We start from the raw sequence: 26501 nt of genomic DNA, 5'->3' as shown, positions 1-26501 counted from the left end.
AATACGAACAACTGGAAGAAATGTTACTCAAATGGAAATAGTTTTAGCTTGAATCGGGGATGGGGCAATTGACAGAATTGTGCTACAATTAAAAGGATATTTTTTACAATTCAGGTGGAGGTCGCTTATGAAGGGAACCGTATGCTTTGATCACTCAAAAGCAGTTCCGTTTACAGCACCGGAGGAATGGGGTCAGTTGGAGGCAGCCGTACGCCACGCCCATTTCATGCTCCATGAAAAAACGGGGTTAGGCCATGAATACCTTGGTTGGGTCGATTTGCCTGTCACCTATGATGAAACTGAATTGGTTCGGATGAAACAAGCGGCTACTCGGATCAGCCAGCAATCGGATGTACTCCTGGTCATCGGGATCGGCGGCTCTTATTTGGGGGCGAGGGCGGTCCTGGATAGCCTTGGGCACACATTCTACAACGTGCTTGGCAAATCGAAGCGCCAGACGCCGGAAATCTATTTTGTCGGCAATAACATCAGCTCTGTTTACATGTCTCACCTGATGGATGTGCTAGAGGAGAAACGTTTCTCGATTAATGTCATCTCCAAATCAGGGACGACGACAGAGCCTGCGATCGCCTTTCGTCTTTTCCGCGAGCTGCTGGAAAAAAAGGTGGGAAAAGACGAGGCGCGGCAGCGTATTTACGTTACCACCGACCGAAACCGAGGAGCGCTGAAGCAGCTTGCAGATGAAGCGGGCTACGAAAGCTTCGTGATCCCGGATGATATCGGTGGCCGGTTTTCCGTACTGACGCCTGTGGGTTTATTGCCCATCGCGGTGGGTGGGGCTGACATCGATGCACTGATGGCGGGAGCGGCCGATGCGCGGCGCCGCTACCTGACACCTGACCTCGGAGAGAATGAATGTTACCAGTATGCTGCGGTCCGCAACACACTGTACAGAAAAAATAAGACGATCGAAATGCTAGTTGGCTATGAGCCGCAGCTGCGATTTTTCGCCGAATGGTGGAAGCAGCTGTACGGCGAATCGGAAGGGAAGAACGGCAGAGGGATTTTTCCCGCATCGGCGGAGTTCTCGGCCGACCTGCATTCGCTCGGCCAATATATTCAGGATGGCATGCGCCACCTTTTCGAGACGGTGCTGCATGTCGAGCGCTCGCAGCGCGAGCTTGTGATCGGTGAAGAAGAGGTGGATCGGGACGGTTTGAATTTCCTCGCCGGCCAGAGCATCGATTATGTCAATAAAAAAGCGTTTGAAGGAACATTGCTTGCCCATCTTGACGGCGGCGTGCCGAATCTGGTAGTCTCAATTCCGGAATTGACCGCATACCATCTCGGCTGGCTGATTTACTTTTTCGAAAAAGCGTGCGGGATCAGCGGCTATCTGCTGGGCGTAAACCCGTTCGATCAGCCAGGTGTCGAGCTGTATAAAGCCAACATGTTCGCGCTGCTCGGCAAGCCGGGGCATGAGGAACGGAAGCGGGAGCTGGAAGCACGACTGCAAGGGAGATCGGATAATGTATTTAACGGTTAAAGAGACGGCTGACTATTTGCAGCTGCCCGTATCGTTCATCATGGAAAAGATCGCGGAAGGCCGCATTCGGGCTGTGCACAACGGGGAAGAGTACATGATCAACAAGGAGCAGTTCAACCAGTTTCTCGATCAGCTGGTGAAGCTGAAAGCGGAATGGGAGAAAGAAAAAGATGAACCGATTGTAGAAAGCTATGATTATAAAGACGAAGATTGATTAGATGTGATGCAGACCTTCAGGTATGTTCTGAAGGTCTGTTTGTTTTTCATACCGGCCTATTATATCGGTACGGCTTGATGCAGCGCCGTGACATGAGCGCCAACGATTATCCGATAGCCGAGCACGAGCGGCGGTACTGTTAAGCGAGCTTCCTGCTCGCGCTGCCGAGCTCATTGCGGCACAAATCGAGAAATGCTTTAACTGCGAGCCCGAAACGATGGTGTTCTTCGCGATGGACGAGTCCGATGGAAACCTGCAGCTTGATGTCCTCGACCGGTTTCAGCAAAACACCGTCGGCCAATGTTTCGGAAGACGAAAGTGGGATCAAGGCGATTCCCACTTTTGCCTGCACGAGCTGCTTCATCGCGTCGATGCTGCCGATTTGCAGGTTGGACTGCAGCTTGATGTCGCTTTCCATCAGGATGCGTTCGATCATTTCCTTGTACGCGCAAGTTGGCTCCGGCAAGATCAGGCGGTGATAGCTCAAGTCTGTCGCCGGCACATGAGGCTTATCCGCAAAGGGATGGTCATCCGGTACGAGCAGGCCGAAACGCTCGGAAAACAGCGGTTCAAACATGAGCCCAAGCCCGGACGTCGGCATCGTGCTGATGGCGAAATCCAGCTCATCGGCAAGAATGCGCTGGTGCAGCGGCAAAGCTGTTCCCACTTCAAGCGTCAGATTCACCAGCGGTCGTTCCTGGCAAAACTGCCGGATCAAACCGGGGAGTCGGACGCTTGCCGTCGGTTCGATCGCGCCGATCCGGACATGGCCGCTGTAGCCGGTGCTGATGTCGGTGATCGTCTGCTGCAGCTTCTCCACGTCCTGCAAAATTCTCTTGGACTGCTCGTACAGCATGCGGCCTGCCTCGGTCAAGACCGCTCGCTTGCCGATCCGGTCAAAAAGTAAAATCCCCAAGTCTGATTCAAGCTTCTGAATCTGCGCGGTAACGGTGGATTGGGCATATTGCAATTTTTCCGCTGCTTGCTGGAAGCTCCCGGAACGCACAATTGTTTGAAACGTCTTCAAAAAGCGAAGGTCCATCATGTCACCTCACTAGCGCATCCCAAAAGGATGGATCGTCAAGGCCCAGGCGCCAGATGCCGTAGCCCGCCAGATGGTATTTGTCGGCGAGCGCGCGTTTGGCGCTCAAGCTTTCCTCATTTTCAAACCAGAGAGTGTGGACCACACCATCTTTTTGATAGGTGAGATACGGGGACTTCAGCTGATCGTTCCATTGTACCTGTGCATGCTGGTTAGCAATGAGCTCGGGAATGGCCTTATAGGCCACAGCCTTGTTACCGGCTGCACTCCATTCGTAGCCGTAGCTCGGGATGCCCATCAGCAGTTTGTTCCCCGGAACCTGGCTCGCGGCAAAGCGCAGGACGCTGTCTACCCAAGGATAGGAGGCAACCGGTCCAGCTTCCATCCACGGGCCGTATTCGTCATAGCTCATGACTTGCAGAAAGTCGGCTTTGGAGCCAATCCCGCGGTAATCATAGGCATAGGTCCACGTTTCTTTTGGATCATCGCTCAGTTTGGCAGGAACAGAGACGACAAGCTGTTTTTTATTTTGATGCAGCTTGGCGGAAAGCTGCGATATAAGCTGCGTATATTTTGCGCGATCATCTGCCGGAATATTCTCAAAGTCAAGGTTAATGCCAGTGGCCTTCATTTTAACGGCTTGTGCGACCAGATTGTCGATCAATCGTGCCGTAGCGGTCGGATTGTTCAAAATCGTATGTACCAGTTTTTTATCAAACGTTTCCGTACCATGATTGGCGACAAGCAGATAGGAATCGACCGACTTGGCGCGCGCTGTGGTCAAGCCTGTCGCGGAAGGCGAACCTGTGAGGCTCCCATCGGCTTTAGCGTCGTAGGAAACGAGACTGACGTCGGTGATCACATCAGCATTGGCGGAAAGCGATCGGTACGAATTGCGGTCCGTGTCATAATACTCCACGTAGTAGCCAAGCACCTTTTTCGGCTTTGCAGCGGATTGGACAGGTGCGGTAGCTGGTGAAGCAACAGGTTTTGACGGGACAGCAGTTGGAGCGACAGCGGTCGGTGCGGTCGGGCCAGATGGTGCAGCCTCCGTTTGAGTAGGAACCGACGGGCCAGCTGTAATCATAGCGAGTGTAATCAGGAGCAGCAGTTGTTTCATCATAGATAGTAAAATCCCTCCCCCGAATTGTTGAAGAAAAGCTCTTATTTCAATATCGGGTGAGGGATTGTATTATTTTATATTCGTTAAAAAATTTTTAAATATGGATTGAAATTCCATCGGCTCGAAGTCTATACGAAAAGAGAAGGAAAGGCATAATCCGACAATCGACGCAGAATATGTCGGAAAATTATTTTTATTATGAAAAAGGATTTTCCTTAAAAATAAGGAATTATAAAATTCACTGTAATTTTCATTTATTTCCAGAGAGGGTGGTCAACATGAAGCGAAGAAAGGTTGTGGCTGGGCTATTGTCCACTGCACTGATCGTCGGTGTTGTGGCAGGTTCCCCGTTAGTGGGCGCGGCGAAAACAAAAAAGAAGCCGCATCAGGAAACGTCCAAGAAAGTAGACATGGCATTAGTCAACCAGGATCGGTTGGAACGCGCACTGAAAGAGCGTGGGGAGCTCGACAAAAACGCTTCTCCTGAAGAAGTGAAGCAAGCGATTGAAAACTATGTGCAGGCGCGCAGCTTCCAGTTTTCAGAAACGGATGGGATCGACACCTCTTCTGATTTCGGAAAAGACGCATACAAATCGCTGAAAGGCTTCCAGGAAAATGCCAAAGCCTTGGTGGATGGCGATGAGAAGGCGCGGAAAATCAAGGCGAGCAACAAAGTTGACGAATTTGTCGACAGAGCTGCGGTTGCTCTCGTTGAATTTCCGGACTTCAACCACAACCGTATCGAAGATAACGGAGTGGATTTCTGGACAAAAGATTTTAACCAAGAGCATTATCAAGGGATGCTGTTCAACAAGAGCGGCTATACATCGCCGGAAGGCAAAGAACTGCTTACCTTCAACCAATACTATCTCGAGCAATCGGCGGGAAGCTGGTCTGTCAATGGTGTCGTAACACCGTGGATCATGGCGAAGGAAAACGCCGCCTACTACGGCGGAAACGATAACCACGGCAACGACAGCGCACCGCGTGAGCTGGTTGTCGAGACGCTGGCGGATGTCGGCAAGGCGATCGCGGGCCATGAGGATGAGTACGACCAGCGCGACCCGTATGATATCGATGGCGACGGCAATGTGATGGAGCCGGATGGCATGCTGGACAGCCTGCTGGTTGTACATGCTGGCGTAGACGAGTCGGCAGGCGGCGGAGAGCTGGGCGACGACGCGATTTGGGCACACCGCTCGACGCTCGACGAGCCTACCAAAATCCCAGGCACCAGCCTGAAAGCCTATGATTATATCGTTCAGCCGGAGGACGGTACGGCAGGGGTATTCGCGCATGAATACGGGCACAACCTCGGCTTGCCAGATGAGTACGACACAGGCTATACCGGCAACGGAGAGCCAGTTGGCGTCTGGTCGATCATGTCGGCAGGTAGCTGGGCAGGTGTGACGCCGGGTGCTGAGCCGCCTGGCTTCAGCCCATGGGCAAAGCTGTACTTCCATGAAGTATATGGCGGTAACTGGCCTGAGCCAAAAACGATCAGCTCAAGTTCGCTCAAGTACGGCAAGGAATACAAGTTTAACCTGAGCGAAGCGGTTGCCAATACGAGCAACAACAAAATTCTCAAAATCGACCTGCCGGACCGCGGATTGGAACCGCCAACCCAGCCGAAGGGCACGAAGGCGTATTTCTCGACCAAAGGGAACAGTCTCAATACGAAGCTGACCTCCCATGAGATCGATTTGACCGGCGTCTCCAAAGCGACGCTGACATTCGATTCGTGGCGCCAAATCGAGGAAGATTTTGACTACCTCTATGTCAACGTCTATGAGGATGGCGCGGACAAACCGGAGCAGGTAGCCAAGTTCTCCGACACGACAAAAGGGGAATGGGAAACGAGCGAAATTGATCTGAGTGCATTCGCCGGCAAGAAAATCAAAGTCGAGTTCAATTACGTATCTGACGTAGGCTTAGCGCTGGAAGGCTTCTATGTGGACAACATTGTGGTGACCGGCGACGGCAAAACACTGCTTGAAGACGATGCGGAAGGTGACAGCGCGTTTGATCTCGACGGGTTCCAACTTTTCGACGGATCTTCCAAAATGATGAAAAACTACTACCTCATTGAATGGCGCAGCCACAATGGTGTAGACCAGGGCTTAGCTCACTACCGCCGTGCGGACAGCCTCATTTCGTACGACCCTGGCATGCTGGTGTGGTACTATGACTCCCGCTATGGTGATGACAACATGGTCGGCAACCATCCGGGCGAAGGCTTCCTGGGCGTAGTCGACTCGCACCAGCGCGGCCATTACTGGGATGACGGCACGATCGCGGATACGCGCTACCAGCTGTACGACGCGGCGTTCGGCAAGGCGAAAAAATCCGATCTGGAAGTGGTTTATCCGGAGCGCGCCATGTCCTACAAAGGGCTGCTCGGCATCGACACGTTCAACGACCAGAAAGATTACACGGCGAAAAAATACAATCCGGACGGCGGCAAAATTTTGCCAGTGCTCGGCTTGCAAATCAAAGTGCAAAGCGTAAAAGCCGACGATAAAGGCGCTACCATCGTCGTAACTCGTAACAAGGTGAAAAAATAGGCAAGTGACTACTTTTGGGGGATTTGTCGCACACTAGGAGAAACGGTGCGAAAGGCAGGTGCCTGTGATGCGGAAAATCCCCAGCAGCTTGACGGGTAAACAGGGAATGTTCGATACGTTGCGAGAAGTGCTGCGAGAAGATCAGTTTACCCTGTCTAACTGGGAGTATGAATATGGCTATTTCGACAAGCAACTGGACATGAAAGCGATGGTATTTTTGCGGCTGCCCATCGATACAGTGTCGGGCGAGCTTGACGACCCGGCGGCAGTGGTGCAGTTCGGCCAACCATTCGTGCTTAAGCACGTGTATCAGACGGGGAACGACCCGGATATCGGCTATGCGTCCGGACCCGCGATAGCTGCCTCATTCAACCAGTTCCAGGAGCCGCAAGACAAGGATGCCCAGGTCGAGGACGATTACGTGGAGATGGCGAAGCAGATCGTCCGGCGACTGGAGCAAAAATTGGTATAAGAAAGAGGGGCGGCATCTCATGTGCCGTCTCTTTTCTTGTACCTAAGCTTGGCGCAGGCTCGTTATGGGAAACTATGGTATAGTGAGAAAAAAGGGTGGCTTGATCACCCGGGAAAGAGTGAGGGTAAACGGCTTATGAAGATGGCGACCGTGCTGCGCAATGACGATTATTCGAGAGAAATGGATCGGTTGCTTCGTCAAAAAATATCGGGGAATGACAAATTCCGCTTTGTAGAGGGCAAGGAAGAAGAGCCGGAGCTCGTTATCTCAATTGGCGGGGATGGTACACTCCTGGAAGCGGTCCATGAATATGGCTTTGGCCCGCAATATGTTGGGATTCATACGGGACATCTCGGGTTTTATGCAGATTGGCATCCGGATGAGCTGGACGAATTCGTCGAGGCATTGAACCAGGTCCAGCCGCTTGTCGTGGAATATCCTTGCGTCGAATGCTGTATCACGACGGTATCCGGCGAGCATCACGCCAAATGGGCGCTCAATGAGCTGGTGATCCGCAATGCGTCACTGTCGACGCTCGTCACATGCGTGTTCATCAACGGTGAGGAGTTCGAGACATTCCGCGGTGACGGATTGATCGTCTCATCCCCATCCGGAAGCACCGCTTACAATAAAGCAGTGGACGGTGCCATCGTGCATCCGTCCATCGAAGCGATTCAACTATCCGAGATTGCGTCGATCAACAATCAGGCGTACCGGACGATCAACAGCTCGCTTGTGCTGCCACAGCACCATGTGGTTGAGCTGATCGTGATGAATCCGGAGATCATGATCGGGCTCGATCGTGAGCAAGCGGTATGGAAAGGCGTCCGTTCGATCGTGTGCCATGTCGGCCGCCAAAAGGTCAAATTCGCGCGGTATAAAAAGCTGCCATTTTGGCGCCGCGTACGTAAATCGTTCATAACGGGGTAATGGGATGAATCGGACCGATCGACTTTTGGCGATATTATTGGAATTGCAGCGGCAGCGAAATGTACGCGCTTGCGATTTGGCTGACTTGTTCGAAACGAGCCAGCGAACCATCTATCGCGACATGCAGGCGCTTAGCGAAGCGGGCGTGCCTGTCGTAGCTGTTCCGGGCAAAGGATATGCCCTTGTGGACGGTTATTTCTTGCCGCCCGTCGCGTTTTCTGCTGACGAGGCGGCGAGTCTTTTGCTCGGCAGCCGCTATGTGGCCAAGCAATTCGATGAGGAGTACAGCCGGTTGGCTATGACGGCCTCCGCCAAAATCGAAGCAGTTTTGCCGGAGTCGGTCCGCAAGCAGACGGATCGTCTATGTGCAGGAATCGCACTGTTCGAATCGCAGCCGGATTTGCGTCCGGACGAGCGGGAAACGGAAGAAAAGATCAAGCAACTGAGGCGGTCGATTTTGGAGGAGAAGCGGATCGCTTTCACCTATAGCGCCCGTTATCGCCAGCTAGCGCGCGATGAGGACGTGAACACACAGCGGGAGGTTGACCCGTACGGCTTGGTTCATACGAATGGCGCATGGTATTTGGTGGGCTGGTGCCATTTGCGCGGGGACCGTCGCCATTTTCGGCTGGAGCGGATCCAATCGTTGACCCGTCTTTCGCAGTCATTTGTTAGACCGGACGATTTTTCGTTACAGCAGGAGCGCAAGGAGCCGCCGATTGAGGTGCAGCTCCTGTTCGGTGCGCATCTAGAGGCGTGGGTGAAAGAGGAGCGGTCGTTTTTTACCGTGCTTGAGGAGCGACGCGAAGAAGGCTTTTATGTCAAGCTTCGGGTACGGCATGAAGCCGAAGTTCTACCATGGCTGCTGCGATGGGGAGGCGGCGTTCGAGTGCTTGCCCCGGAGGAACTTCGCCAGCGGGTCTTGGCGGAGGCGCAGGCAATAATTTCCGCAAACACGCCCATCTGAGGGCAAAGATTTGCTATACTGGAAGGAGTTGTTATTTTTCTTAAATCTCTTAAGGAGGTCTCTATGGCAAGAAAAGCGCTTATTATTTGTTTGTTGTTCCTTCTCCTGATCCCTGTCGGAGCGACTGCGGCTGCGCCTGCACCCGGCTTCACCGACATCAGCCGCCACTGGGCCAAGGATTATATCAATTCGCTTGCAGCTCTCGGCATTTATAAAGGGTTTGGGAAAGAGTTCCGGCCAGATTCGCCGACGACGCGCGGCGAGGCGCTGCTGCTTTTGAACCGAGCCTATCAAGCGAGCTATGGGGTGGTGGCAGGGCCTGTTACCACGAACCATCTGGATGCCAAGCATTGGGCGGCAGACGAGATTCGGGATTTCCTCGGTAATTTGAACGGGGTATTCTACACAGATATGCACTCGTATTCCCAGTTCAACCCGGGTGAAAACATGCTGTATTACTTGTGGCTGGCAAGCTCCGGCAAAAAAATGAAGTATGTCGATTTCCCAAGCAGCAACTGGTACTTGACCCAAGCGTATTTGAGCCAGCCGCTGTCTCGTGAGGAAGCCAGCATGATTCTGTTCCATGCGATGGCGCCGGCTATTCGCAACCAGCTGCAGGCAACACCGCTGGATGTGGAGTCACGCTTCACCGGCTTCTATAAATGGAAACAACCTTCCAACTATTTGGATACATCATCCCCGTTTGCAACCGCCTTGCAGGGATTCCCGATTTATACACCGGGTGAAAAGTATTTCTACCCCGAGAAAACGGTGACCAGAGCGGAATTCGCCGTCAATCTGGTGCGCTTCTACGAAGCATCCGGGAAGTATCGGGACATCCAGCTCCCGGTCAATAAAATGAACCTCCTGTTTTCCGCCGCCACCTATGCCTACCGTCAGCAAAACAGTACGGAGATGGACCGTTATTTTGGTGATGAGGCGAAGAAATCGCTGTCCCAGGCAGCAGCGGCAATGGGAGAAAAAGTGGTCCCGCTGCATCAGTACACCGGAACGCTGAATGTGATTGAATCGTCGACTGATCAGATGATCATTACGGGTCAATACAAGGATGGCAAGGTAGGGGGATATCAAGTGACCTACTATTGCAGTGTGGATCCGTCGAAGAGCAATCCATACGGGTGGATCATTCGGGGAGTGAATGTGGCGCAAAAGTAGTAGGCATGCTCACAGTCTTCTGCCGATATATTCGTAGATCATGAGTAAATCACGGAAGCCCTTGGCCATGGCTCGCTCCAGATAGATCGACCAAAGCTTGGCTGCGGCCAAGGCATCGTGATACGCATCGTGCCGCTTTTCAATGGGGAGATTGTGCCGCTCGCATAGCGCTTCGAGCGAGGCGTTTTCGAGTGTCCGGTCTTCCAGACGGAAGAGCAGGGTGGTGTCGAGCAAGCGGTGCGTCAGCTTGGAGCGTGAAGTTTTCCAAAGCCCGGCTTGCAAAAAATCCCGCTCGTGCCGCGAATGGTGCGCAACGAGCGTACGTCCCGCAACAAATGAGAAGAAACGGGAGAGCGCTGCGAGCAGCGCGGGAGCATCGCGCAAGTCTTCCGTCCGGATGCCGGTCAGCGCTTCGATTTCCGGCGGGACCGTCCGCTGCGGATTAACCAGCGTCTCGAATCGTTCGGCTTCCAAGATGGTTGTGCCGCGCATCGCGACGGCGCCGATCGAGATGATTTCATCTCCCTTTTGTGGAAAAAAACCGGTGGTTTCCAGATCGACGACAACCACCTCCAAGCTTTCCAAAGGACTTTCCAAGACACGGTCTTGCTGAAGGTCCTTTTTCATTGCGCGCAAAAAGGCAAGTTGGCCGGGATCGCTGCCCGTTACCGACGATGAGAGGGAATAAGGCAGCCGCAAATCAGAAAACAACCGGTTCCACAAACTCATGGGAGCATCCTCGTTTCATGGGAAGGTAAGCTTGGCTGCGAGGTGAGCTCCGCAGTCTTTTTTTGCAGGTCAAGCGCCGTACGCATCGCGTTCCGCAGCAGTCGCCACGATTCTTTCGTGAGCGAATCGGCTTTCAAATAGCTGTTGCTCAAATAATCGCCGTCATGCCATTGGCAGCAAGCCATAAGCCGCAAGCTGAGGGCAAAGCGAAAGTGCTGACAGACTTCCTGGCAGAGCGCTTTCGGCCAGATGGATCGCTCCTCTAAAAAGCGGAGCCTTTCCAGCGTGGAAGTAGCGCTGGCCCCGTTGACAAGCGCCCACAGCCTGACGCTGTTGACTAGCGGTAAATAAAGTCCGTTCTTAATATTGACTGCCCCTTGGTATTTGCCATGCGCCTCTTTATATATGTGTCCGAACCAGCCCAGTGGGACGCGGTGGTGCAGCGTATTGCTGATAAGCCGTTCGGTGAGGCGAGGCTGTTTTTGTATGAGACGATGCAGATGAAAGGAGAATTGCTGGAACAGGTGGAGGTCTCCTACAATACAGCGGGCATCGGAGACCATTAGCAGGTGGCGCATGTTTTCCCATGTCGGGTCATCGTACCAGCTGTCCAAATCCTGCTTCCAGCCATCCAGCGAACGGCGCCACCGTTCATTTGTGCAGACCACATTACCGTGGCAGGGCGGATACCCGGCCTCTTCCAGCCCTGCAACGAAAACGGCAGCCAGCTCACGGAAGTAATCGTGAAGTTGCCGAATCTGCTCCGGTGCGCTTTGCATTGGGAGGTCGTAAATCAACCCGTGGTCCTGATCGCTGACCAACGATTGTTCCTGGCGACCGCCGCTTCCGAATAGAAGGAGGGCAAAAGGTACGGGTGGCTGGCCCATGCCCTGCCCTTTGAGCGCGAGGATGGACAGCTGCAGGCAGCGGGCGATTACACGGTCATGGAGAAGGTTGATTTCCTCGCTTTCATGAGTGGAAAAATAAGACAGCCGCTCTCGCTTGAGAATCCCCAACTCTCGAAATGTTTGGCCTTCCTCAATAAATGGCAGGGGATTCGCCTCCCTCGCGTTTGAACGAGCGCGTTGGGATCGGTGCAGAAAGCAGCTCTGGATAGCCGTAGCTGCCATGCTCGCTCAAATCGAGTCCGACAACCTCTTCCTCTTCGTTGACGCGCAAGCCCATCGTCGCTTTCATAATGCCCAGAAGAATGAAGGAAACGACCAGCACATAGGCAATGGTGCCGATGAGGCCGAGCGCCTGAATGCCCAGCTGATGAACGCCACCGCCGTAAAAGAGTCCGGCAGATCCGACGCCGACTTGTTTGGCCAGTTCAGGTGTAGCGAACAGTCCTGTGGATAGAGTCCCCCAGATGCCGGCGATGCCGTGGACAGAGAAAGCGTAAATCGGATCGTCAATGCCCATCCGGTCGAAGAAGAGGGCGGTGAAGTAGGTGATGAACCCGGCGAGGAAACCGATGACAATCGCTGCCCACGGCTCAACGAAGGCGCAGGCGGCCGTGATGGCGACCAACGCTGCCAACAGACCGTTGAGCATGCTCGGGATATCCGCTTTGCCTGTCACCACCCACGAGGTCAGGAAGGCTGCGACCGCCCCTGCAGCTGCGGCCAGTACGGTCGTCAAAGCGACGTAGGCGAAGAAACCGGACGTGGCGTTTAAGGTGGAGCCTGCATTAAAACCGAACCAGCCGATAAAAATGACCAAGACGCCAAGCGCAGTGTAAACCTGATTATGGCCGTGAATCATGTTGGAGCTGCCGTCTTTGTTGTATTTACCAATGCGCGGCTTCAGCAGCAATGTGGCGACCAATGCAACCAACGCGCCTTGCAAATGGACGACGGTCGAGCCAGCGAAATCTTGCATGCCCAGTTGGCCGAGCCAACCGCCGCCCCACACCCAATGGCCGACGACCGGATAGATGGCGATGGTGAACAGTGCGCTGAAGACGAGATAAACGGAAAGTTTGGCCCGTTCGGCGAATCCGCCCCAAGCGATCGCGAGGGAAACAGCTGCGAAGCCAAGCTGGAACAGAAATTTGACGCTGATCGGGATGGCTGCGGCAGAAAGGGAATCATACGAGGCTTCTGCCTGCATGCCGGAGCCGTCAAAAAAGAATCCGGTCAAGCCGATGAAGGAGTTCCCGTTTCCGAATGTGAACCCGAAGCCGAGCGCCCAGAAGGCAATGGTGCAGATCCCGAAGGTAAAAATGGTTTTCCCCGCAATGTGCCCCGCATTTTTCATTCGGGTCGAACCCGCTTCGAGCAGCAAGAAGCCCGCTTGCATGAAAATGACCAAAATAGCTGAGAGCATGACCCAGATGGCATCCACGGATTGTGCGACGGTTGCAGCAGTTGGTTCCATAATCCTTCACTCCTAATGTAAGATTTTATGACATTTAAGATTATGTGTTAGATTATATGACATTGATTCTTTTACGTGCAATACATTTTTTGAAAAAACAGAATTGTTTCAGTTCCGGATAAAATTCTGAATGCGCTATCATCTATGCTGTGTAAGCTTTTCTTGCAGAAATACATGGGAAACAATTCCTGCCAAGTCGGATGATAAAAAAACTGCAAATGGAATACCCTAACTTTCGGTAAGGGAGGTGATTCGATATGACAGTTTCCGCACAAGTAAAGCAAACGCTTGCTAGCTTGAAGGGAGCTCAAGCGAACCTGGAATCATTTGCGCTGAGCACGCAAAATCAACAAGCGAAACAAACGTACACCCAAGCGGCTCAAGACACGCAAACGATCGTAACCTCGCTTGAGCAACGTGTTTCCCAATTGGAGCAAGAAGAACCACAGTACAAAGGCTTCTAATGCATGTTACGGGAGAGCAGTTGAACCACGGTTCTCCCTCCCCCTCTTTTTTTCGCCAGCTGCTAGGAGGTTATGTCATGCCGGATTGGCTGAATATCGTGGTACGTTCAATAGGTGCGCTTGTATATCTTTTTATTTTGACGAAAATCGTGGGCAAACGGCAGATCCGGCAGCTTACGTACATCGAATACATTGTTGGCATATCCATCGGTTCAATCGCTGCCTTCATGGCGACTGAGATGGACGGACCGCTTTATCATAGCTTGATCGCGATGACCATTTTTGCGCTTTTCCCTATCCTTTCTGAATATCTCTCCTTAAAAAGCAAGGTTGTCCGCAATGTCGTTGAAGGCAATGCGACGATCTTGATCAAAGACGGCAAACTGCTTGAAGATAACTTGAAAAAAGAGCGTCTGACTGTCGAGGATGTGATGGAGCAGCTGCGGCTCAAAAATGCCTTTAAGGTCGCTGATGTGGAATTCGCCTTGATGGAAGCGAGCGGTGAGGTAAGCGTTCTCTTGAAGTCGCAAAATCAGCCGATCACACCGCAGCATCTCGGAATCGAAGTGTCGCCTGCCGAAGAGCCACAAGCGGTAATCATGGATGGCGTAATCATGGATGAACCGCTCGCCAACATGGGGTTGAACCGCCGCTGGATCAATACCGAGCTGGCGAAAGCGGGCGTCGCGGTGGAAAACGTCTTTTTGGGACAGGTGGACAAGGCAGGCGAGCTGTATCTCGACCTGTACGACGACAAACTCCAGGCCCCTGAACCGCAGGAGCGGAAGCTGACGATGGCGACGCTAAAAAAGTGCCAGTCCGATCTCGAGCTGTACGCGCTTTCTACGGAAAGCGAGCAATGGAAGGCGAACTATACGGAAGAGGCAGCCCGCTTGCAAAAGCTGATCGAAGTGCTGGCCCCTTACCTGATCCGTTAACTAAAAAAAGAAGGGAGGGCATGAACGATGGCCGATCAAAAGAAGAAAAAGCTAACCCCTACACAGCAAACCTACCAGGCTCTGGCGAAGCGGCACGAGCCGCAGCGGCCGCTGTTGCGCAATTTTTCGCTCGCTTTTTTGATAGGCGGGTTTATTTGCGTCATTGGCCAGCTTCTGCAGGAAATGTTTATTCATTTCTTTCATTTCACGAAAGAGACAGCCGGCAATCCGACGGTTGCTGTTCTTATTTTTCTCTCGGTTGTCATCACGGCATTCGGCGGCTATGACAAGATCGCGCAATGGGCGGGGGCGGGCACGGCGGTGCCAGTTACCGGCTTCGCCAACTCGATCGCGTCAGCGGCAATCGAGCACAAAAGCGAAGGGCTGGTGCTTGGGGTAGGCGGCAACATGTTCAAGCTCGCAGGCTCGGTTATCGTATACGGGGTTTTCGCTGCTTTCGTGATCGGTTTGATCAAGACGTTGATTCAGATGGGGGGATGAAGCGATGCGAAAAGGTCACCAAACATGGGTTTTCGCCAATCGACCGGTCATCGCCGCTTCAGCCGCGGTCGGTGGGCCTTTCGAAGCGCAAGGGCCGCTTGCCGAGGACTTCGATACGCTCCACGGTGATTTGACGCTTGGTCAGGAGAGCTGGGAGAAAGCGGAGAAGGTGTTGCTTGAGGAAGCGTGCGACAAGGCGATGGAAAAAGCGGAGGTGCAGCGGGATCATGTCGATTTTTATCTCGCAGGCGATCTGATGAACCAGACGATCTCCGGCAGCTTTTCCGCCCGCACGCTGTCCATACCGTATTTGGGACTGTTCGGGGCATGCTCAACGGCGATGGAGGGACTGGCGCTGGCGTCTCTGCTTGTGGACAGCGGCAATGCGGGCTGTGTGTTAACCGGGACCTGCAGCCATAATGCGGCGGCGGAAAAGCAGTACCGCTATCCGACGGAATACGGCGCGCAAAAGCCGCCGACCGCGCAGTGGACGGTCACGGGCGCAGGCGCTGCTGTTGTCGTGCCGAATGGGAAAGGGCTTCATGTCACCTCGGCGACGATCGGGCGCGTGGTGGATATGGGCTTGACCGATCCGTTCAACATGGGAGCAGCGATGGCTCCGGCCGCTTTTGCGACGATTGAGCGCCACTTTCATGAGCGCGAGCTTCCTCATGACTATTACGATTTAGTTGTGACGGGTGATTTGGGCCGAGTGGGCCACTCGATTTTGTCCGAGCTTCTGCCCAGCCATAACATCAATATTCCTTTGGATCGATACGTGGATTGCGGCAGGCTGATTTACGGTGAGAATCCCAATGTGTGGGCGGGAGGAAGCGGCTGTGGCTGCGTTGCTTCCGTTACGTACGGTCATCTGCTGCGGCAGATGCGCGAAGGGGAGTGGCGCCGGATTTTGGTGGTCGCAACAGGAGCGTTGCTTTCTCCCTTGACGTTCCAGCAAGGTGAAAGCATCCCCTGCATCGCGCACGCCGTTTCCATCGAATCGTAAAGAGGAGGATGGCAATGATATTTCTCTGGGCATTTCTTGTCGGAGGGTTTATCTGTTTGATCGGCCAGTTCTTGATGGACGTAATGAAGCTCACCCCTGCACACACGATGTCTTCCTTGGTTGTATTGGGCGCGATTTTGGATGGGTTCGGCTTGTATGAGCCGCTGATCAATTTCGCCGGAGCAGGCGCAACGGTTCCCATCACCAGCTTCGGCAATGCGCTGGTGCACGGGGCGATCACGGAAGCCAAAACGGACGGCATTATCGGGATCATCACAGGCATTTTCGAGGTGACCAGCGCGGGCATATCGGCTGCGATCATCTTCGGTTTTTTTGCAGCCGTTTTGGTGAGGCCGAAAGGGTAAAAAGCGCGTGTAAATTTTCGATAAACCCGGAAGGAACAGCGTTCTTTTGCGTAGAATGGAATATCCTGTAAGTCCTGTGCAGGACCATTCTCAAGTAAAGGGAGGCTGTGTCATGAGCAAAAAGGTTTTGATTGTGACGGGTGATGCTGTAGAAGCGCTGGAGGTTTTTTATCCTTACTTCCGCTCCTTGGAGGAAGGGTTTGAGACGGTTATCGCGGCTCCTACGAAAAAAATTCTGCATACGGTATGCCATGATTTCGAAGCTCATTCCGAAACGTACACTGAAAAGCCGGCATACCAGCTTCAGGCTCACCTGTCCTTTGCGGAAGTGAATCCTGCCGAGTATGACGGGCTGATCATTCCTGGCGGCCGCGCCCCCGAATACATACGGCTCAATGAGTACCTTAAGCCGATCGTCGCCCACTTTTTCCTGGAGAACAAGCCGGTCGCCACGATCTGCCACGGATCGCAAGTGTTGACGCTGGTAGCTGAGCATTTGCGTGAAAGAGAGCTGACTGCTTATCAGGCGTGCCGCCCCGATGTGGAAGCGTGCGGAGCCACTTATCGCCATGAGTCGCTGTATGTGGATGGCAACCTCGTTTCCGGCCATGCTTGGCCGGATCTGCCGGGTTTCATGCGCGAATTTATCCGCTTGCTCAAATAATGGAGAAAAAACCGGCTGCAGAGCCGGTTTTTTGTCGTTTAGTTGATCGTTCCCGTCGTTTTTAGTTGATTGAGGAGCTGTTGCAGCTCAGCGGAAATTTGGTCAGCTGCTTGCTTGCGGGTTTGTTTCACGGCAAGCAGGTCTTGCAGATCTTTTTCCGCAGTCGCGAAATCTTTTTGCTGGATGGCTGCTTTGATCGCCGCACGAGCTGCTTCGTTGTCCGTTTTACGCTGTGCACGCTCATCCTTGCTGATTAGGTGGTTTTTCTTCCAGTCGATCCAGCTTTGCACCAGTTGCTTGCGCTGCTCTTTCGGAGTCGCTTTCACGATATCGCGCACTTGCTGGCGGAGCTGCTTGATTTCGTCCTGAACCGCTTGGCGTTCCGTGCGCAGGTCTTTGAGGGCTTGGCGCTCATCTTTCAATACTTGTTTCGGTTTTTCCTTAGGAGTGGCTTCTTCCGCACCTACGACGGAAACGGCCCCGAAAAAGAGACTGCTTGCTACCAGAGATGCTACCCATGCTTTTTTCATATTTCTTCACTCTCCTATGGCTTCGGTGTTGTTGCTTGCAAGATCAGTCTAGCTCTGAGACTTGGCAAAACCTTGGTGAAAGTGTGGAAAAAGTATGTAACTGCACGAGATGGCGCAAGCTGCCGTGCTTTTTTTGCTACAATGACGATGAGATTTGTGGAAAAGAAGCGAATGTTCCGGAGCAGGAGGGAGAATGAGATGAAGGAGCATATCATTGCTGTTGTAGATGATGATGACAACATCCGTGAGATCGTGGAGGCATACTTGCAAAAAGAAGGCTACCGGACAGTCGGCCTGTCCACAGCGGAAGCGGCCTGGGAGCTATGGACCCAGTCGCCACCCGATCTCTGGATTCTCGATATTATGCTGCCTGGTATGGACGGCTATGAGTTTTGCCGCCGGATCCGCAATGAGGCGGAGGTGCCGATTATTCTCATCTCGGCGCGCGATGAAGAGGTGGACAAAATCCTCGGACTTGAAATGGGCAGTGACGATTATTTGACCAAGCCGTTTAGCCCACGCGAGCTGGTGGCACGTGTGAAGCGGCACCTCCATCGGTGGGATGCGTTGAAACGGCTTCAGCAGGGTGGAAGGCCAGCTGAACCGGACGCCGGAAAAACGGAGCCGGGGACGCAGGCGGTCACGACGATGGAAAGCGGCGAGCTGCGATTGAAGCTGGATGAACGCCGCGTTTTTTGGGGGGCAGATGAAATCGAGATTACGGCCAAGGAATTCACACTGCTGCAAATTATGGTGGAGCGGCCGAACCGGGCTTTTGCCAGAGATGAGCTGCTGACGCTGGTCTGGGGCATGGATTATTTCGGCAGTGAGCGCGCCGTTGACGATTTGATCAAACGATTGCGCAAAAAAATGGAGGGGCTGCCGATCGAAACGGTGTGGGGATACGGATATCGCCTGCGTTTGGAGGCGGAGGAGTAGCATGAGGCTATCGCGTCAGCTCCATATTGCATTCGCCGTCTTACTGGTGGCGGTCATCGGTATCACTTCGATTTTGTTTTACTCGTTTTTGCTGGATAAATTGGTGGCGGAGCAGCGCAAGGAAATGAGGGAAAAGGGCAAGCTGTCCTTGCAGATCATTGCGGAAGAGGGGGATCGCCTGGATAAACGAGAATTGCAGGCGATCAACAACATTGCGCTGCGAGGTTCCAAGATGGAGATCATCTTATATCGGGGTAACGGCAATGTGTTGTTCTCGACTTTGTCGGAGCAAACGGCGGTCCAATGGATCGAAATGGCAAAGGATCAGAAGAAGCAAGGGAAAGAGTTGTTTCAGGGAAAGGACGATAAATACATAGTCGAGATTATCAACAATCGGGCGCAAGCGAAAGAAAAGTTGATTCTCGCTATGCCTTTGCACGGCATCAAAGAGATGCAGCTTGAGCTGGCCCAACAGGTGCTGCTGATTTTGCTGGTTGGCGGTCTTCTCGCCTATTTGCTCAGCCTTGTGGTGACAAGGCGTTTGGTGAAGCCGCTGACATTGCTGCGGTTGGAAGTGAATAAGGTGAAGGAACGCCGCTTCTCCGAGGTCAAAAGGATTGAGGCAAATGGCGAAATCGGCGACGTGGCCCATTCTGTCTATCAAATGGCGGATGAATTGGAACGGTTCGGGCGCATGCAAAAGGAGTTTTTCCAAAATGCGTCCCATGAATTGAAAACGCCGCTGATGGCAATTCAGGGGTATGCCGAGGGCATTCGGGATGGCGTCTTCGTCGGGGAGCGAGCAGAGCAAGGTTTGGACGTGATTGTATCCGAAAGCATCAGGCTGAAGGAAATCGTGACCGAAATGATCCTGCTTGCCAAGCTGGAATCCGAGGAAGACATTTTTCATCTGCAGCCCACCTCGCTCAATCAGATCGTCACGAAAACGACCGCTCGGCTCGGTCCGCTGCTGATGCAAAAAGGCTTGCATATTCACTCGGCCATCGAGGGACAAACAGATTACATCATCACTGCCGACCCTGACAAACTGCTGCAAGCCATGCTAAACATCGTCGGAAATTGCATCCGTTATGCCAAGGCAAACATTTTCATCGAATGCGTTAGAAACGGGAAAGAAATCATCCTATGCATCCGTGACGATGGCAAAGGCATCGACGAGACGATCCTCCCCCAACTTTTCCATCGCTTTGTCAAAGGTAAGGACGGGGAAACCGGGCTCGGGATGGCTATTTCCCGGGTGATCATCGAACGATGTGGAGGCAAGATTACGGCAGAAAACCATCTAGAGGGCGGAGCGATGTTCACCGTGCGTTTTCATGAAAGGGAATAGCGTAATTTACCCGTGCAGCTACGGGATTTTTGAAAGAAAGCGGAACAGAAGCATTGACAATGCCAGCCAGGCACAGCGAAAAAATCGGAAACGCTTTTACGCCACACATACATCGAAGAGATACACCCGCCGCGCAGCGTGTGCTTTGGGGCGCAGTTTCCAATTTTTTCTTTGGGCCGTTTACCCCGACCTCCAGTGGGCATTGTCACCACTTCCGTGGAGCTTTCTTTCAAAAATCCCCTCGCCTCCACTAAAACAAAAACAAAGAAAAAACCAGCCCATTGCAGCTGGTTTTTTTCTTTCCCCCTTAAATCAAAGCTATGGTTGCTTTCTTCCACGCCGCTTGCTGCTAGCCTCCTGATTCATCGCCGGATGTGTCGTGTCATCCGCCAACGTATCGCCGGTCAGCCCTGTCACGGCCAATCCTTTTTGATTCAAGTTTGCAGCGCCCTTCTTACCCATGCGAAAGCCCCCCTTTTTGGTTACATCGCGTAGTCTGTGCGAGTCTGCCCTTCCTTACGCTGTGAGTTGTTGCCCGGTTTGGCATGACGTGTCATGGATAACGCGGATGCATCCGGGTAATAACAACTGATAGTAAGGAGTAATGAAAGGGAAGGGGCCGAACTGAAAATGAACGACATCATGCAATATATCAGTCGGATGAATCTGGTTTTATGGGTAAGCGGAATCTTTGTCGCTCATCTCTTGCTTTACATGGTGCTCGGCACAGCCAACTGGGCTTGGACCGCCTTGCTGGCGACTGTTGTCTGGGCAATTGTTCTTGTCGTGGCGAGAGTTGCTTCCAGACGATGGGTTGAAGAACATGAAAAGGAGAAAAACCGATGAGCAAACGACCTTTTGTGATCGCTGGTTGGGTGGGTGTGGCCGTGCTTTGCCTCGCTCTCGTAAGAGCAAATGTACCGCATGGCAATCCGCCTGCAGGCAAGGACACCAATAATGCTCGGACAACGAGAGTCAAAGTGGCGGATACAGGTGTGCCTGGGACCGTCGGGGGTGCAGGCTATGAGACAATGCCGGGTTACGGAGTGAATCCGGGGGCCGGAGTTGGGCCAAATCCAGCCGCAGTCAATCCAGGGACTGGAGTCGTACCAGGTCCTGCGCTGGCCACTCCAGGCATGGGGGCAGGACCCGCGACAACCACACCAGGTGCTTCGCCGAACATGGGCAACACCGGTACGACCACCGGACCTGCCGCTGACAATGGAGCCGCAACACGAACTGGCGCCGGTGACAACACGAATGCAGGCGGGACGCAATCAAGCGATAACGCAGTGCTTTCGTTGGTGAACAGCGAGCGTTCAAAGGCAGGACTCTCTCCGCTGACTTTGAATAAGCAGCTTTCGGATGTGGCCCGAACCAAGGCACAGGATATGCGGGACCAAAACTATTTCGATCATACATCGCCGAAATACGGTTCACCGTCTGACATGATCAAGCAATTCAACATACCATTTCAAGCAATGGGCGAAAACATTGCCGCCGGCCAACAAACGCCTGCGGAAGTCATGCAAGGATGGATGAATTCAGAGGGACACCGCCGCAATATCCTCGATCCACAATTCACGCAGATGGGTATCGGCAACGTGCAAGGCGGACAGATGGGGACGTATTGGTCGCAGATGTTCATCAGCCAATAACAAGAGGTATAAAAAGAACAGGCGGTTGAACCGGCAACGATGCCGGTCAACCACCTGTTTTTCACCATAACCCCAACAGTTGCAGTACGACGATAAGTGCCCCCAAGATCCATACATAAACGGCAAAGCCTTTCATCGAGCCCGTGCTGATCACCCGCACCATCCAGCGAATGGCCAAATAACCGAAAAATGCAGCGAAAGCGGTACCGACAAGCATCGGCATGAAATACATCTCTTGGATAGGGTGCTCAATGACTTTTTTCGCTTGCAGGACGGAAGCGCCTAAAATGGCTGGTAGCGAAAGGAGAAAGGAAAAGCGGGCAGCATCCGGACGCGCGATGCCGCGCAGCAGGGAGCCTGCGATGGTCAGCCCAGAGCGCGATATCGCTGGTAAGATCGCTACGCCTTGCAGCGTGCCGATGATCAAGGCATCTTTGTACCCGATTTCGTCAAATTTGCGGTCGCCTTGGCGCATTGATTCAACCGCCCAGATGATGACCCCTGTCGCCAAGAATTCCAGCCCGATGGTTTGGCCGGTTCGGGATATGGCGTCAAAGAAATCCTCAAAGGCAAGCCCGATGACGGCTGTCGGGATCGTACCAACAACGAGGAGCCGCGTCAGCCTGCCAAATGGATTGGTCAGAATGGAGACGACTTCCTGCCAATAAAAAATGACGACGGCGAGCAAGGTGCCGAAATGAAGCATCGTATCGAAAAGAAGGCCCGCTTCGCGCAATCCGAATAGTTTGCCAAACAAAACAAGATGGCCGGTGCTTGATATCGGCAAAAATTCGGTTAATCCTTGGACAATCCCCATGATGATATGTTCCAGATAGATCAGCATCTCATCACCTTCAACGTTTTTTTAACATGTAAGAAGTAAGGAAGCGGGAAATCTCCCTTATTTTAGCACGGCTCTTTTTAAAAATATGGGAAAAGCTGTCGAGCTTCTTTCCAATGCTTTCGACGTTTTGTGTATAATGAGATGACACATAGAGTGAGGAACAGGAAGTGGTTTTTTTCATGAAGCAGCGTGGATTCACCAATAATGGTCGCGGTGGCGGCCGATCGCAGGGGATGAACCGGCCGAATCGGACGGCAAAACCGGCACGGATTGTGTCGAAGGAGCAAGGGAATGCCAAAAACAGCAAGCTGCCGGTCGGTACGACGGTGACGCTTTCGGTGGCGAAAATGACAGAGTACGGCTATTTTTTGACTGACGGCGAAACGAATATTTTGCTGCACAACAATGAAGCGACGCGAACGCTGAGCCAAGGGGAGCAGGTAGAGGTTTTCCTGTATACCGACCATGATGGGCGTGTAGCCGCTACGATGGAAGAGCCGATCGTGCAGGTGGGCGAATTCGGCTGGCTGGAAGTGGTTGAGATCATCACGCGCATGGGCGTGTTTTTGAACAACGGGATCAAGCGTGACGTCTTGCTCTTCGTCGATGACTTACCAATGCTGCGTAACGAATGGCCGCGTCTGGGTGACATGATTCTGGTCAGCCTGAAACGGGACAAAGAGGGACGGCTCTTGGCCCAGCCGGTGTCGGAAGAAGTAATCGCGCCCAATGCCAAGCCGGGAACGCCGGATATGCTGAACAAGGTGCTGGATGGAACGGTTTACAAAATCATCGGTGCAGGCGCATTTTTGCTGACCGAGGGTGAGCATGTCCTGTTCATTCACCGCGATGAGATGACGGAGCCGCTCCGATTGGGACAGACGGTTCAAGCCCGCATCAGCTATGTGCGCGAGGATGGCAAGATGAACGGTTCGATGAAAGCGCGCAAGGAGCAGTTGTACAGTGAAGATGCGGACAAGCTGATGCGGTATCTGGAGAATCGCGGCGGCTCGATGCCGTATACGGATGATTCGGCGCCAGAGGTGATTCGGGACGTGTTTGGCATGAGCAAATCAGCGTTCAAACGCGCGCTGGGCAAGCTGCTGAAAGAACGGCGCATCACGAGCGCGGAAGGTTGGACGCGAATCGCGGCAAGCAACGAAGCGGACAAATCGTAAATCAGCGCCGACAGGGAGGGAGTAGCGCGTGAGTGGCGGTCGATGGAGTGAAAAGATGATGGCGGCGTGCGAATGGGTCATGAGAATCGTCCTGCTGAACTTGCTGTGGCTCTGCTTGACGGTGCTCGGGCTCGGCATCCTCGGTGCTGGGCCGGCGACGGCAGCGGTTTACGCCGTCACGCGCAAATGGGTACAGGGAGAGTCGGACGTTCCGCTTTTCGCCACCTGCTGGCAAACGTACCGGGCGGAATTCGGCAAGGCGAATGCGCTGGGATGGATTACGGCGATCGCAGGATTCATTCTGTTCATGGATTATCAGTTTTTCCTTGCGCAGCAAGGGGCGATTTATTCCGTGCTCCGCATGATTATCACAGCATTTGGCTTGGCCTATGTCGTGATTGCGGTCAATCTGTTTCCGGTATTCGTTCATTATGACATCCGTTTTATGCAATGCTTCAAATTCGCATTTTTCATCGGCTTCGCCAAACCGCTGCACACGCTCGGTATGGCGGTAGCGGTAGCGGCGATGGTCGCGTTGACGCTTGTTTTTCCCGTGCTATTTCCATTCTGCGCCATAAGCGGCTCAAGCTTTTGGGTGATGCGGCTGGCAAACCGCTCCTTTCAAACGATTGAAAAAAGAAAGCAGGCCTGATCACAAGGGCCTGCTTTTTTGTGTATCTATTTTTTCATTCCCGAAAATGCCTCAAGCTCAAGCAATGGTCCGTAGGTTTCCGGTCGGCGATCACGCAAAAATTGCAGCAAATTGCGGGCGAAATCGATTTGCCCAAGATCAATCTGCTGGATCAAAATCCCTTCCTTAGCATCGAGCGATTGCAGCACCGTCCCCAAAGGATCGCTGACAAAGCTCCCGCCGTAGAAGGTCATTGCATTTTCACGACCGACGCGGTTGCTGGCAGCGATAAACACGCCGTTTGAAATGCCGTGTGCAGAAATGGCTTTTTCCCACGATGGGCGCAAGGAAAGCTCGGGATTGTCATGATCGGAGCCGATTGCGGAAGGGTAAAACAAGATTTCAGCCCCTTTGAGCGCCAAAATCCGCGCGACCTCCGGGAACCATTCATCCCAGCAAATGCCGATTCCGATTTTTCCAAAGCGTGTTTCATAAACCGGATAGCCCGTGTTGCCGGGGGCGAAGTAATATTTTTCTTCGTATTGGGGGGCGTGCGGAATGTGGTTTTTACGCGTTGTCCCCAAATGGCGACCATCGGCATCATAAACGGCTGCACTGTTGAAATACAAGCCTCGCCCGGCTTTCTCGTAAAAAGGGACGATCAATACGATGCCAAGGCTTTTCGCCAGCTCGCTCATCCCGGCGAGCATGGTGCAATCAACCGGTTCGGCGGTATCATACAGGGTGACATCCAGTTGTTGGCCGCAGTATTGGGCATTGAAAAGCTCCTGCAAGCAGACGATCTGGGCGCCCTTGGCAGCGGCTTCCTTGATTTTTTCCACGGTGCATGCGGTATTTTGCGCGATATCCTCGCCGCATTTCATTTGAACCAGGCCAATTGTTACGTTTTCAGTCATGATCATTTTTCCTCCACTCGTATCTTTTATTTTTCTCTTGTGTGAATCCGGTATGTCAGGCGGATTCCCCTTCGTCAAAGTGCAGCTCCGGCGGCTTTTTGCGAAACATCTTGGTGACATACATCAGATAAACGATGCCGCAAAAGAGCCAGCTGCCGCCAAAAAGCAGCGCATGCGCGTTTGATTGTGTCCAAAACCAGCCTGTACAAAGCGCGCCAACCAGCGGGATGAAGAAATAGCGAACCCAGCCTCCGGCGGACCGGTTTCTTTTTTTGATAAAGTAATGTGCGATGACCGACAAATTCACGAAGATGAACGCGAACAAGGCGCCAAAATTGATGAACGAGACGGCTTTATCGATGTCCATGTAAATCGCTGACAACGAAATCGCGCCAATCAGCAGCAGGTTGTACACCGGTGTTTGGAACCGGGGAGAAAGGTAGCCGAACACCTTTTGGGGCAAGACCTTTTCGCGTCCCATGGCATACAAAATGCGTGACGAGCTGGCACCCGATGCGACCGCAGATGCAAAGCTGGTTGTCACCATGACGGCGGTGAAGACTGCGTTGAGCGCGTTGCCGCCGAGAAACACGATGATCTGCGTAGCCGCTGTCTCTGGGCTCGCAAATTCGCGGAACTGAGGAAAAATCAGCTGCGCGAAATACGTGACCACGATAAACAAAATGCCGCCGATCAACGTGATCAGGAGGATCGCTCTTGGTAAGGTCGAGACAGGGTTCCTCGTCTCTTCCGACAAGGTTGATACGGCATCAAAGCCTAAAAAGCTGAAGCAGAGCAGCGGGATTACCCCGAACAGGGAAGCGAGTTCTACATGGGGATCATAAAACGGAAGCAGCGAAAAAACGTGTCCAGCTCCTTGCCCCGCTAAGAGTCCTTTAATCGATAGGAACGTGAACGCCGCAAAAAACAAAATTTGAAAAACAACTACACACATATTGAAGCTGGCTGCTATTTTAATCCCGAGAATGTTGACCGTCGTGATGACAGTGATAAACAGGATGATCCACACGAACATCGGGATAGACGGAAAGTAAGCGTTTGCGTACAAGCCGACGATCAAGGAGCTGATCATCGGGCTGAGCACATAATCGAGTAGGATCGTCCAGCCTACGAGAAAGCCGAGATGGGAGCTGATGGCTTTCTGAGTAAAGGTGTAGGAGGAGCCTGCAATCGGGAACGCTTTGGACATTGCCCCATAGCTATAAGCGGTAAACAGCATCACAGTCAAGGCGATGGCGTAGGCGGTCGGGATCATGCCGCGGGTGCTCTCGATGGCGACTCCGTAGGTGACAAACACGGTCAATGGCGCCATGAAAGCGAGCCCGAACAAAACCACGTGCCGCAAAGAAAGCGCGCGTGCGAGGGTCGAGGATTCATGTTTCATC

At 53.0% G+C, this 26501-nt stretch carries 30 protein-coding genes; 19 read left to right on the top strand and 11 right to left on the bottom strand.

The features are described 5' to 3' along the window. Window positions 1-127 precede the first annotated feature (127 nt). On the top strand, window positions 128-1507 hold the full coding sequence (locus tag EDM56_RS01380; protein WP_122916084.1) for a glucose-6-phosphate isomerase: 1380 nt from the start codon (window positions 128-130) through the stop codon (window positions 1505-1507). After that, window positions 1491-1721, top strand: a complete 231-nt coding sequence (locus EDM56_RS01375) for an excisionase family DNA-binding protein (RefSeq protein ID WP_122916083.1) — start codon at window positions 1491-1493, stop codon at window positions 1719-1721. Before EDM56_RS01380 ends, EDM56_RS01375 begins: the two co-directional genes overlap by 17 nt. A 142-nt stretch (window positions 1722-1863) precedes the next feature. Here the strand turns inward: EDM56_RS01375 and EDM56_RS01370 are convergent, their stop codons facing one another. Beyond that, window positions 1864-2769, bottom strand: coding sequence for a LysR family transcriptional regulator (locus EDM56_RS01370; protein ID WP_122916082.1), 906 nt, complete (start codon window positions 2767-2769; stop codon window positions 1864-1866). Between the two features lies 1 nt (window position 2770). Further along, window positions 2771-3889, bottom strand: coding sequence for a glycosyl hydrolase family 18 protein (locus EDM56_RS01365; RefSeq protein WP_122916081.1), 1119 nt, complete (start codon window positions 3887-3889; stop codon window positions 2771-2773). A 278-nt stretch (window positions 3890-4167) separates the two neighbouring features. Here EDM56_RS01365 and EDM56_RS01360 point away from each other — a divergent pair, with 278 nt between their 5' ends. The 5 genes from EDM56_RS01360 to EDM56_RS01340 all read left to right on the top strand — a co-directional run bounded on the left by EDM56_RS01360 (window position 4168) and on the right by EDM56_RS01340 (window position 9998). After that, window positions 4168-6453: an immune inhibitor A domain-containing protein gene (locus tag EDM56_RS01360; protein ID WP_122916080.1), complete on the top strand. Its 2286-nt coding sequence runs from the start codon at window positions 4168-4170 to the stop codon at window positions 6451-6453. A gap of 67 nt (window positions 6454-6520) precedes the next feature. Then, window positions 6521-6925, top strand: a complete 405-nt coding sequence (locus tag EDM56_RS01355) for a YugN family protein (RefSeq protein WP_122916079.1) — start codon at window positions 6521-6523, stop codon at window positions 6923-6925. A gap of 135 nt (window positions 6926-7060) precedes the next feature. Next, the gene (locus EDM56_RS01350) at window positions 7061-7855 is read left to right on the top strand and encodes an NAD kinase (RefSeq protein WP_122916078.1); all 795 of its coding nucleotides are present in this window, start codon (window positions 7061-7063) and stop codon (window positions 7853-7855) included. A gap of 4 nt (window positions 7856-7859) precedes the next feature. Then, entirely contained in the window at window positions 7860-8822 is a 963-nt protein-coding gene (locus EDM56_RS01345; RefSeq protein WP_122916077.1) for a helix-turn-helix transcriptional regulator, read from the top strand. A 63-nt stretch (window positions 8823-8885) separates the two neighbouring features. Then, window positions 8886-9998 carry an S-layer homology domain-containing protein gene (locus EDM56_RS01340; RefSeq protein WP_122916076.1) on the top strand — a complete coding sequence of 371 codons (1113 nt, stop codon included), beginning with the start codon at window positions 8886-8888 and terminating at the stop codon, window positions 9996-9998. 9 nt (window positions 9999-10007) lie between these two features. On the opposite strand, the gene EDM56_RS01335 is transcribed toward EDM56_RS01340, so the two are convergent. From EDM56_RS01335 to EDM56_RS01325, 3 genes are read right to left on the bottom strand one after another with little or no spacing between them, the layout of a single operon-like run. Further along, window positions 10008-10727 carry an exonuclease domain-containing protein gene (locus EDM56_RS01335; protein ID WP_122916075.1) on the bottom strand — a complete coding sequence of 240 codons (720 nt, stop codon included), beginning with the start codon at window positions 10725-10727 and terminating at the stop codon, window positions 10008-10010. After that, the gene (locus EDM56_RS01330; RefSeq protein WP_183192249.1) at window positions 10724-11743 is read right to left on the bottom strand and encodes a DUF294 nucleotidyltransferase-like domain-containing protein; all 1020 of its coding nucleotides are present in this window, start codon (window positions 11741-11743) and stop codon (window positions 10724-10726) included. The genes EDM56_RS01335 and EDM56_RS01330 overlap by 4 nt, the downstream gene beginning before the upstream one ends. Window positions 11744-11765: 22 nt before the next feature. Further along, window positions 11766-13109 (bottom strand): ammonium transporter, encoded by a 1344-nt coding sequence (locus tag EDM56_RS01325; protein WP_122916073.1) that lies wholly within the window; start codon window positions 13107-13109, stop codon window positions 11766-11768. A gap of 257 nt (window positions 13110-13366) precedes the next feature. Between EDM56_RS01325 and EDM56_RS01320 the strand changes: the two genes are divergently transcribed. From EDM56_RS01320 to EDM56_RS01295, 6 genes are all read left to right on the top strand, one after another. Then, complete coding sequence (locus EDM56_RS01320) at window positions 13367-13573, top strand: DUF1657 domain-containing protein (protein WP_122916072.1); 207 nt, start codon at window positions 13367-13369, stop codon at window positions 13571-13573. Between the two features lie 77 nt (window positions 13574-13650). Next, window positions 13651-14511, top strand: a complete 861-nt coding sequence (locus tag EDM56_RS01315; RefSeq protein ID WP_122916071.1) for a DUF421 domain-containing protein — start codon at window positions 13651-13653, stop codon at window positions 14509-14511. A 27-nt stretch (window positions 14512-14538) separates the two neighbouring features. Next, window positions 14539-15012 carry a stage V sporulation protein AC gene (spoVAC, locus tag EDM56_RS01310; RefSeq protein ID WP_122916070.1) on the top strand — a complete coding sequence of 158 codons (474 nt, stop codon included), beginning with the start codon at window positions 14539-14541 and terminating at the stop codon, window positions 15010-15012. Window positions 15013-15016: 4 nt separating this feature from the next. Beyond that, the gene (gene spoVAD, locus EDM56_RS01305; protein WP_122916069.1) at window positions 15017-16018 is read left to right on the top strand and encodes a stage V sporulation protein AD; all 1002 of its coding nucleotides are present in this window, start codon (window positions 15017-15019) and stop codon (window positions 16016-16018) included. 14 nt (window positions 16019-16032) lie between these two features. Then, complete coding sequence (gene spoVAE / locus EDM56_RS01300; protein ID WP_122916068.1) at window positions 16033-16383, top strand: stage V sporulation protein AE; 351 nt, start codon at window positions 16033-16035, stop codon at window positions 16381-16383. A gap of 112 nt (window positions 16384-16495) precedes the next feature. Continuing rightward, complete coding sequence (locus tag EDM56_RS01295) at window positions 16496-17047, top strand: DJ-1/PfpI family protein (RefSeq protein ID WP_122916067.1); 552 nt, start codon at window positions 16496-16498, stop codon at window positions 17045-17047. 38 nt (window positions 17048-17085) lie between these two features. On the opposite strand, the gene EDM56_RS01290 is transcribed toward EDM56_RS01295, so the two are convergent. Next, entirely contained in the window at window positions 17086-17577 is a 492-nt protein-coding gene (locus tag EDM56_RS01290; RefSeq protein ID WP_122916066.1) for a hypothetical protein, read from the bottom strand. Window positions 17578-17775: 198 nt separating this feature from the next. Between EDM56_RS01290 and EDM56_RS01285 the strand changes: the two genes are divergently transcribed. Both EDM56_RS01285 and EDM56_RS01280 read left to right on the top strand, forming a co-directional pair. Then, complete coding sequence (locus EDM56_RS01285; RefSeq protein WP_122916065.1) at window positions 17776-18516, top strand: response regulator transcription factor; 741 nt, start codon at window positions 17776-17778, stop codon at window positions 18514-18516. Window position 18517: 1 nt separating this feature from the next. Continuing rightward, window positions 18518-19867, top strand: a complete 1350-nt coding sequence (locus EDM56_RS01280; protein ID WP_122916064.1) for a sensor histidine kinase — start codon at window positions 18518-18520, stop codon at window positions 19865-19867. Here the strand turns inward: EDM56_RS01280 and EDM56_RS01275 are convergent. Further along, complete coding sequence (locus EDM56_RS01275) at window positions 19852-20205, bottom strand: hypothetical protein (RefSeq protein ID WP_122916063.1); 354 nt, start codon at window positions 20203-20205, stop codon at window positions 19852-19854. The two genes, EDM56_RS01280 and EDM56_RS01275, sit on opposite strands and share 16 nt — an antisense overlap. After that, entirely contained in the window at window positions 20186-20329 is a 144-nt protein-coding gene (locus tag EDM56_RS31315; protein ID WP_183192248.1) for a hypothetical protein, read from the bottom strand. Before EDM56_RS31315 ends, EDM56_RS01275 begins: the two co-directional genes overlap by 20 nt. 168 nt (window positions 20330-20497) lie before the next feature. On the opposite strand from EDM56_RS31315, the gene EDM56_RS01270 reads away from it, so the two are divergent. Both EDM56_RS01270 and EDM56_RS01265 read left to right on the top strand, forming a co-directional pair. Beyond that, window positions 20498-20713 (top strand): hypothetical protein, encoded by a 216-nt coding sequence (locus EDM56_RS01270; RefSeq protein WP_122916062.1) that lies wholly within the window; start codon window positions 20498-20500, stop codon window positions 20711-20713. Continuing rightward, window positions 20710-21525, top strand: a complete 816-nt coding sequence (locus EDM56_RS01265; protein WP_246009217.1) for a CAP domain-containing protein — start codon at window positions 20710-20712, stop codon at window positions 21523-21525. Before EDM56_RS01270 ends, EDM56_RS01265 begins: the two co-directional genes overlap by 4 nt. Window positions 21526-21586: 61 nt before the next feature. Here the strand turns inward: EDM56_RS01265 and EDM56_RS01260 are convergent, their stop codons facing one another. Next, window positions 21587-22369, bottom strand: a complete 783-nt coding sequence (locus EDM56_RS01260; protein ID WP_122916061.1) for an undecaprenyl-diphosphate phosphatase — start codon at window positions 22367-22369, stop codon at window positions 21587-21589. Window positions 22370-22548: 179 nt separating this feature from the next. Here EDM56_RS01260 and EDM56_RS01255 point away from each other — a divergent pair, with 179 nt between their 5' ends. Then, the gene (locus EDM56_RS01255) at window positions 22549-23547 is read left to right on the top strand and encodes a CvfB family protein (RefSeq protein ID WP_281274930.1); all 999 of its coding nucleotides are present in this window, start codon (window positions 22549-22551) and stop codon (window positions 23545-23547) included. Window positions 23548-23575: 28 nt separating this feature from the next. Continuing rightward, window positions 23576-24199 carry a YesL family protein gene (locus tag EDM56_RS01250; RefSeq protein WP_148040344.1) on the top strand — a complete coding sequence of 208 codons (624 nt, stop codon included), beginning with the start codon at window positions 23576-23578 and terminating at the stop codon, window positions 24197-24199. A gap of 26 nt (window positions 24200-24225) precedes the next feature. Here EDM56_RS01250 and EDM56_RS01245 read toward each other — a convergent pair whose 3' ends face one another. Together EDM56_RS01245 and EDM56_RS01240 are read right to left on the bottom strand one after the other, a co-directional pair. Then, window positions 24226-25095, bottom strand: coding sequence for a carbon-nitrogen hydrolase (locus EDM56_RS01245; RefSeq protein ID WP_122916253.1), 870 nt, complete (start codon window positions 25093-25095; stop codon window positions 24226-24228). A 55-nt stretch (window positions 25096-25150) separates the two neighbouring features. After that, window positions 25151-26500, bottom strand: a complete 1350-nt coding sequence (locus EDM56_RS01240; RefSeq protein ID WP_122916059.1) for an APC family permease — start codon at window positions 26498-26500, stop codon at window positions 25151-25153. Between the last annotated feature and the right edge of the window lies 1 nt (window position 26501).

This window comes from Brevibacillus fluminis (assembly GCF_003710825.1).
GTDB lineage: Bacteria > Bacillota > Bacilli > Brevibacillales > Brevibacillaceae > Brevibacillus_D > Brevibacillus_D fluminis.
This window is presented reverse-complemented; position numbering and strand designations above follow the sequence as displayed.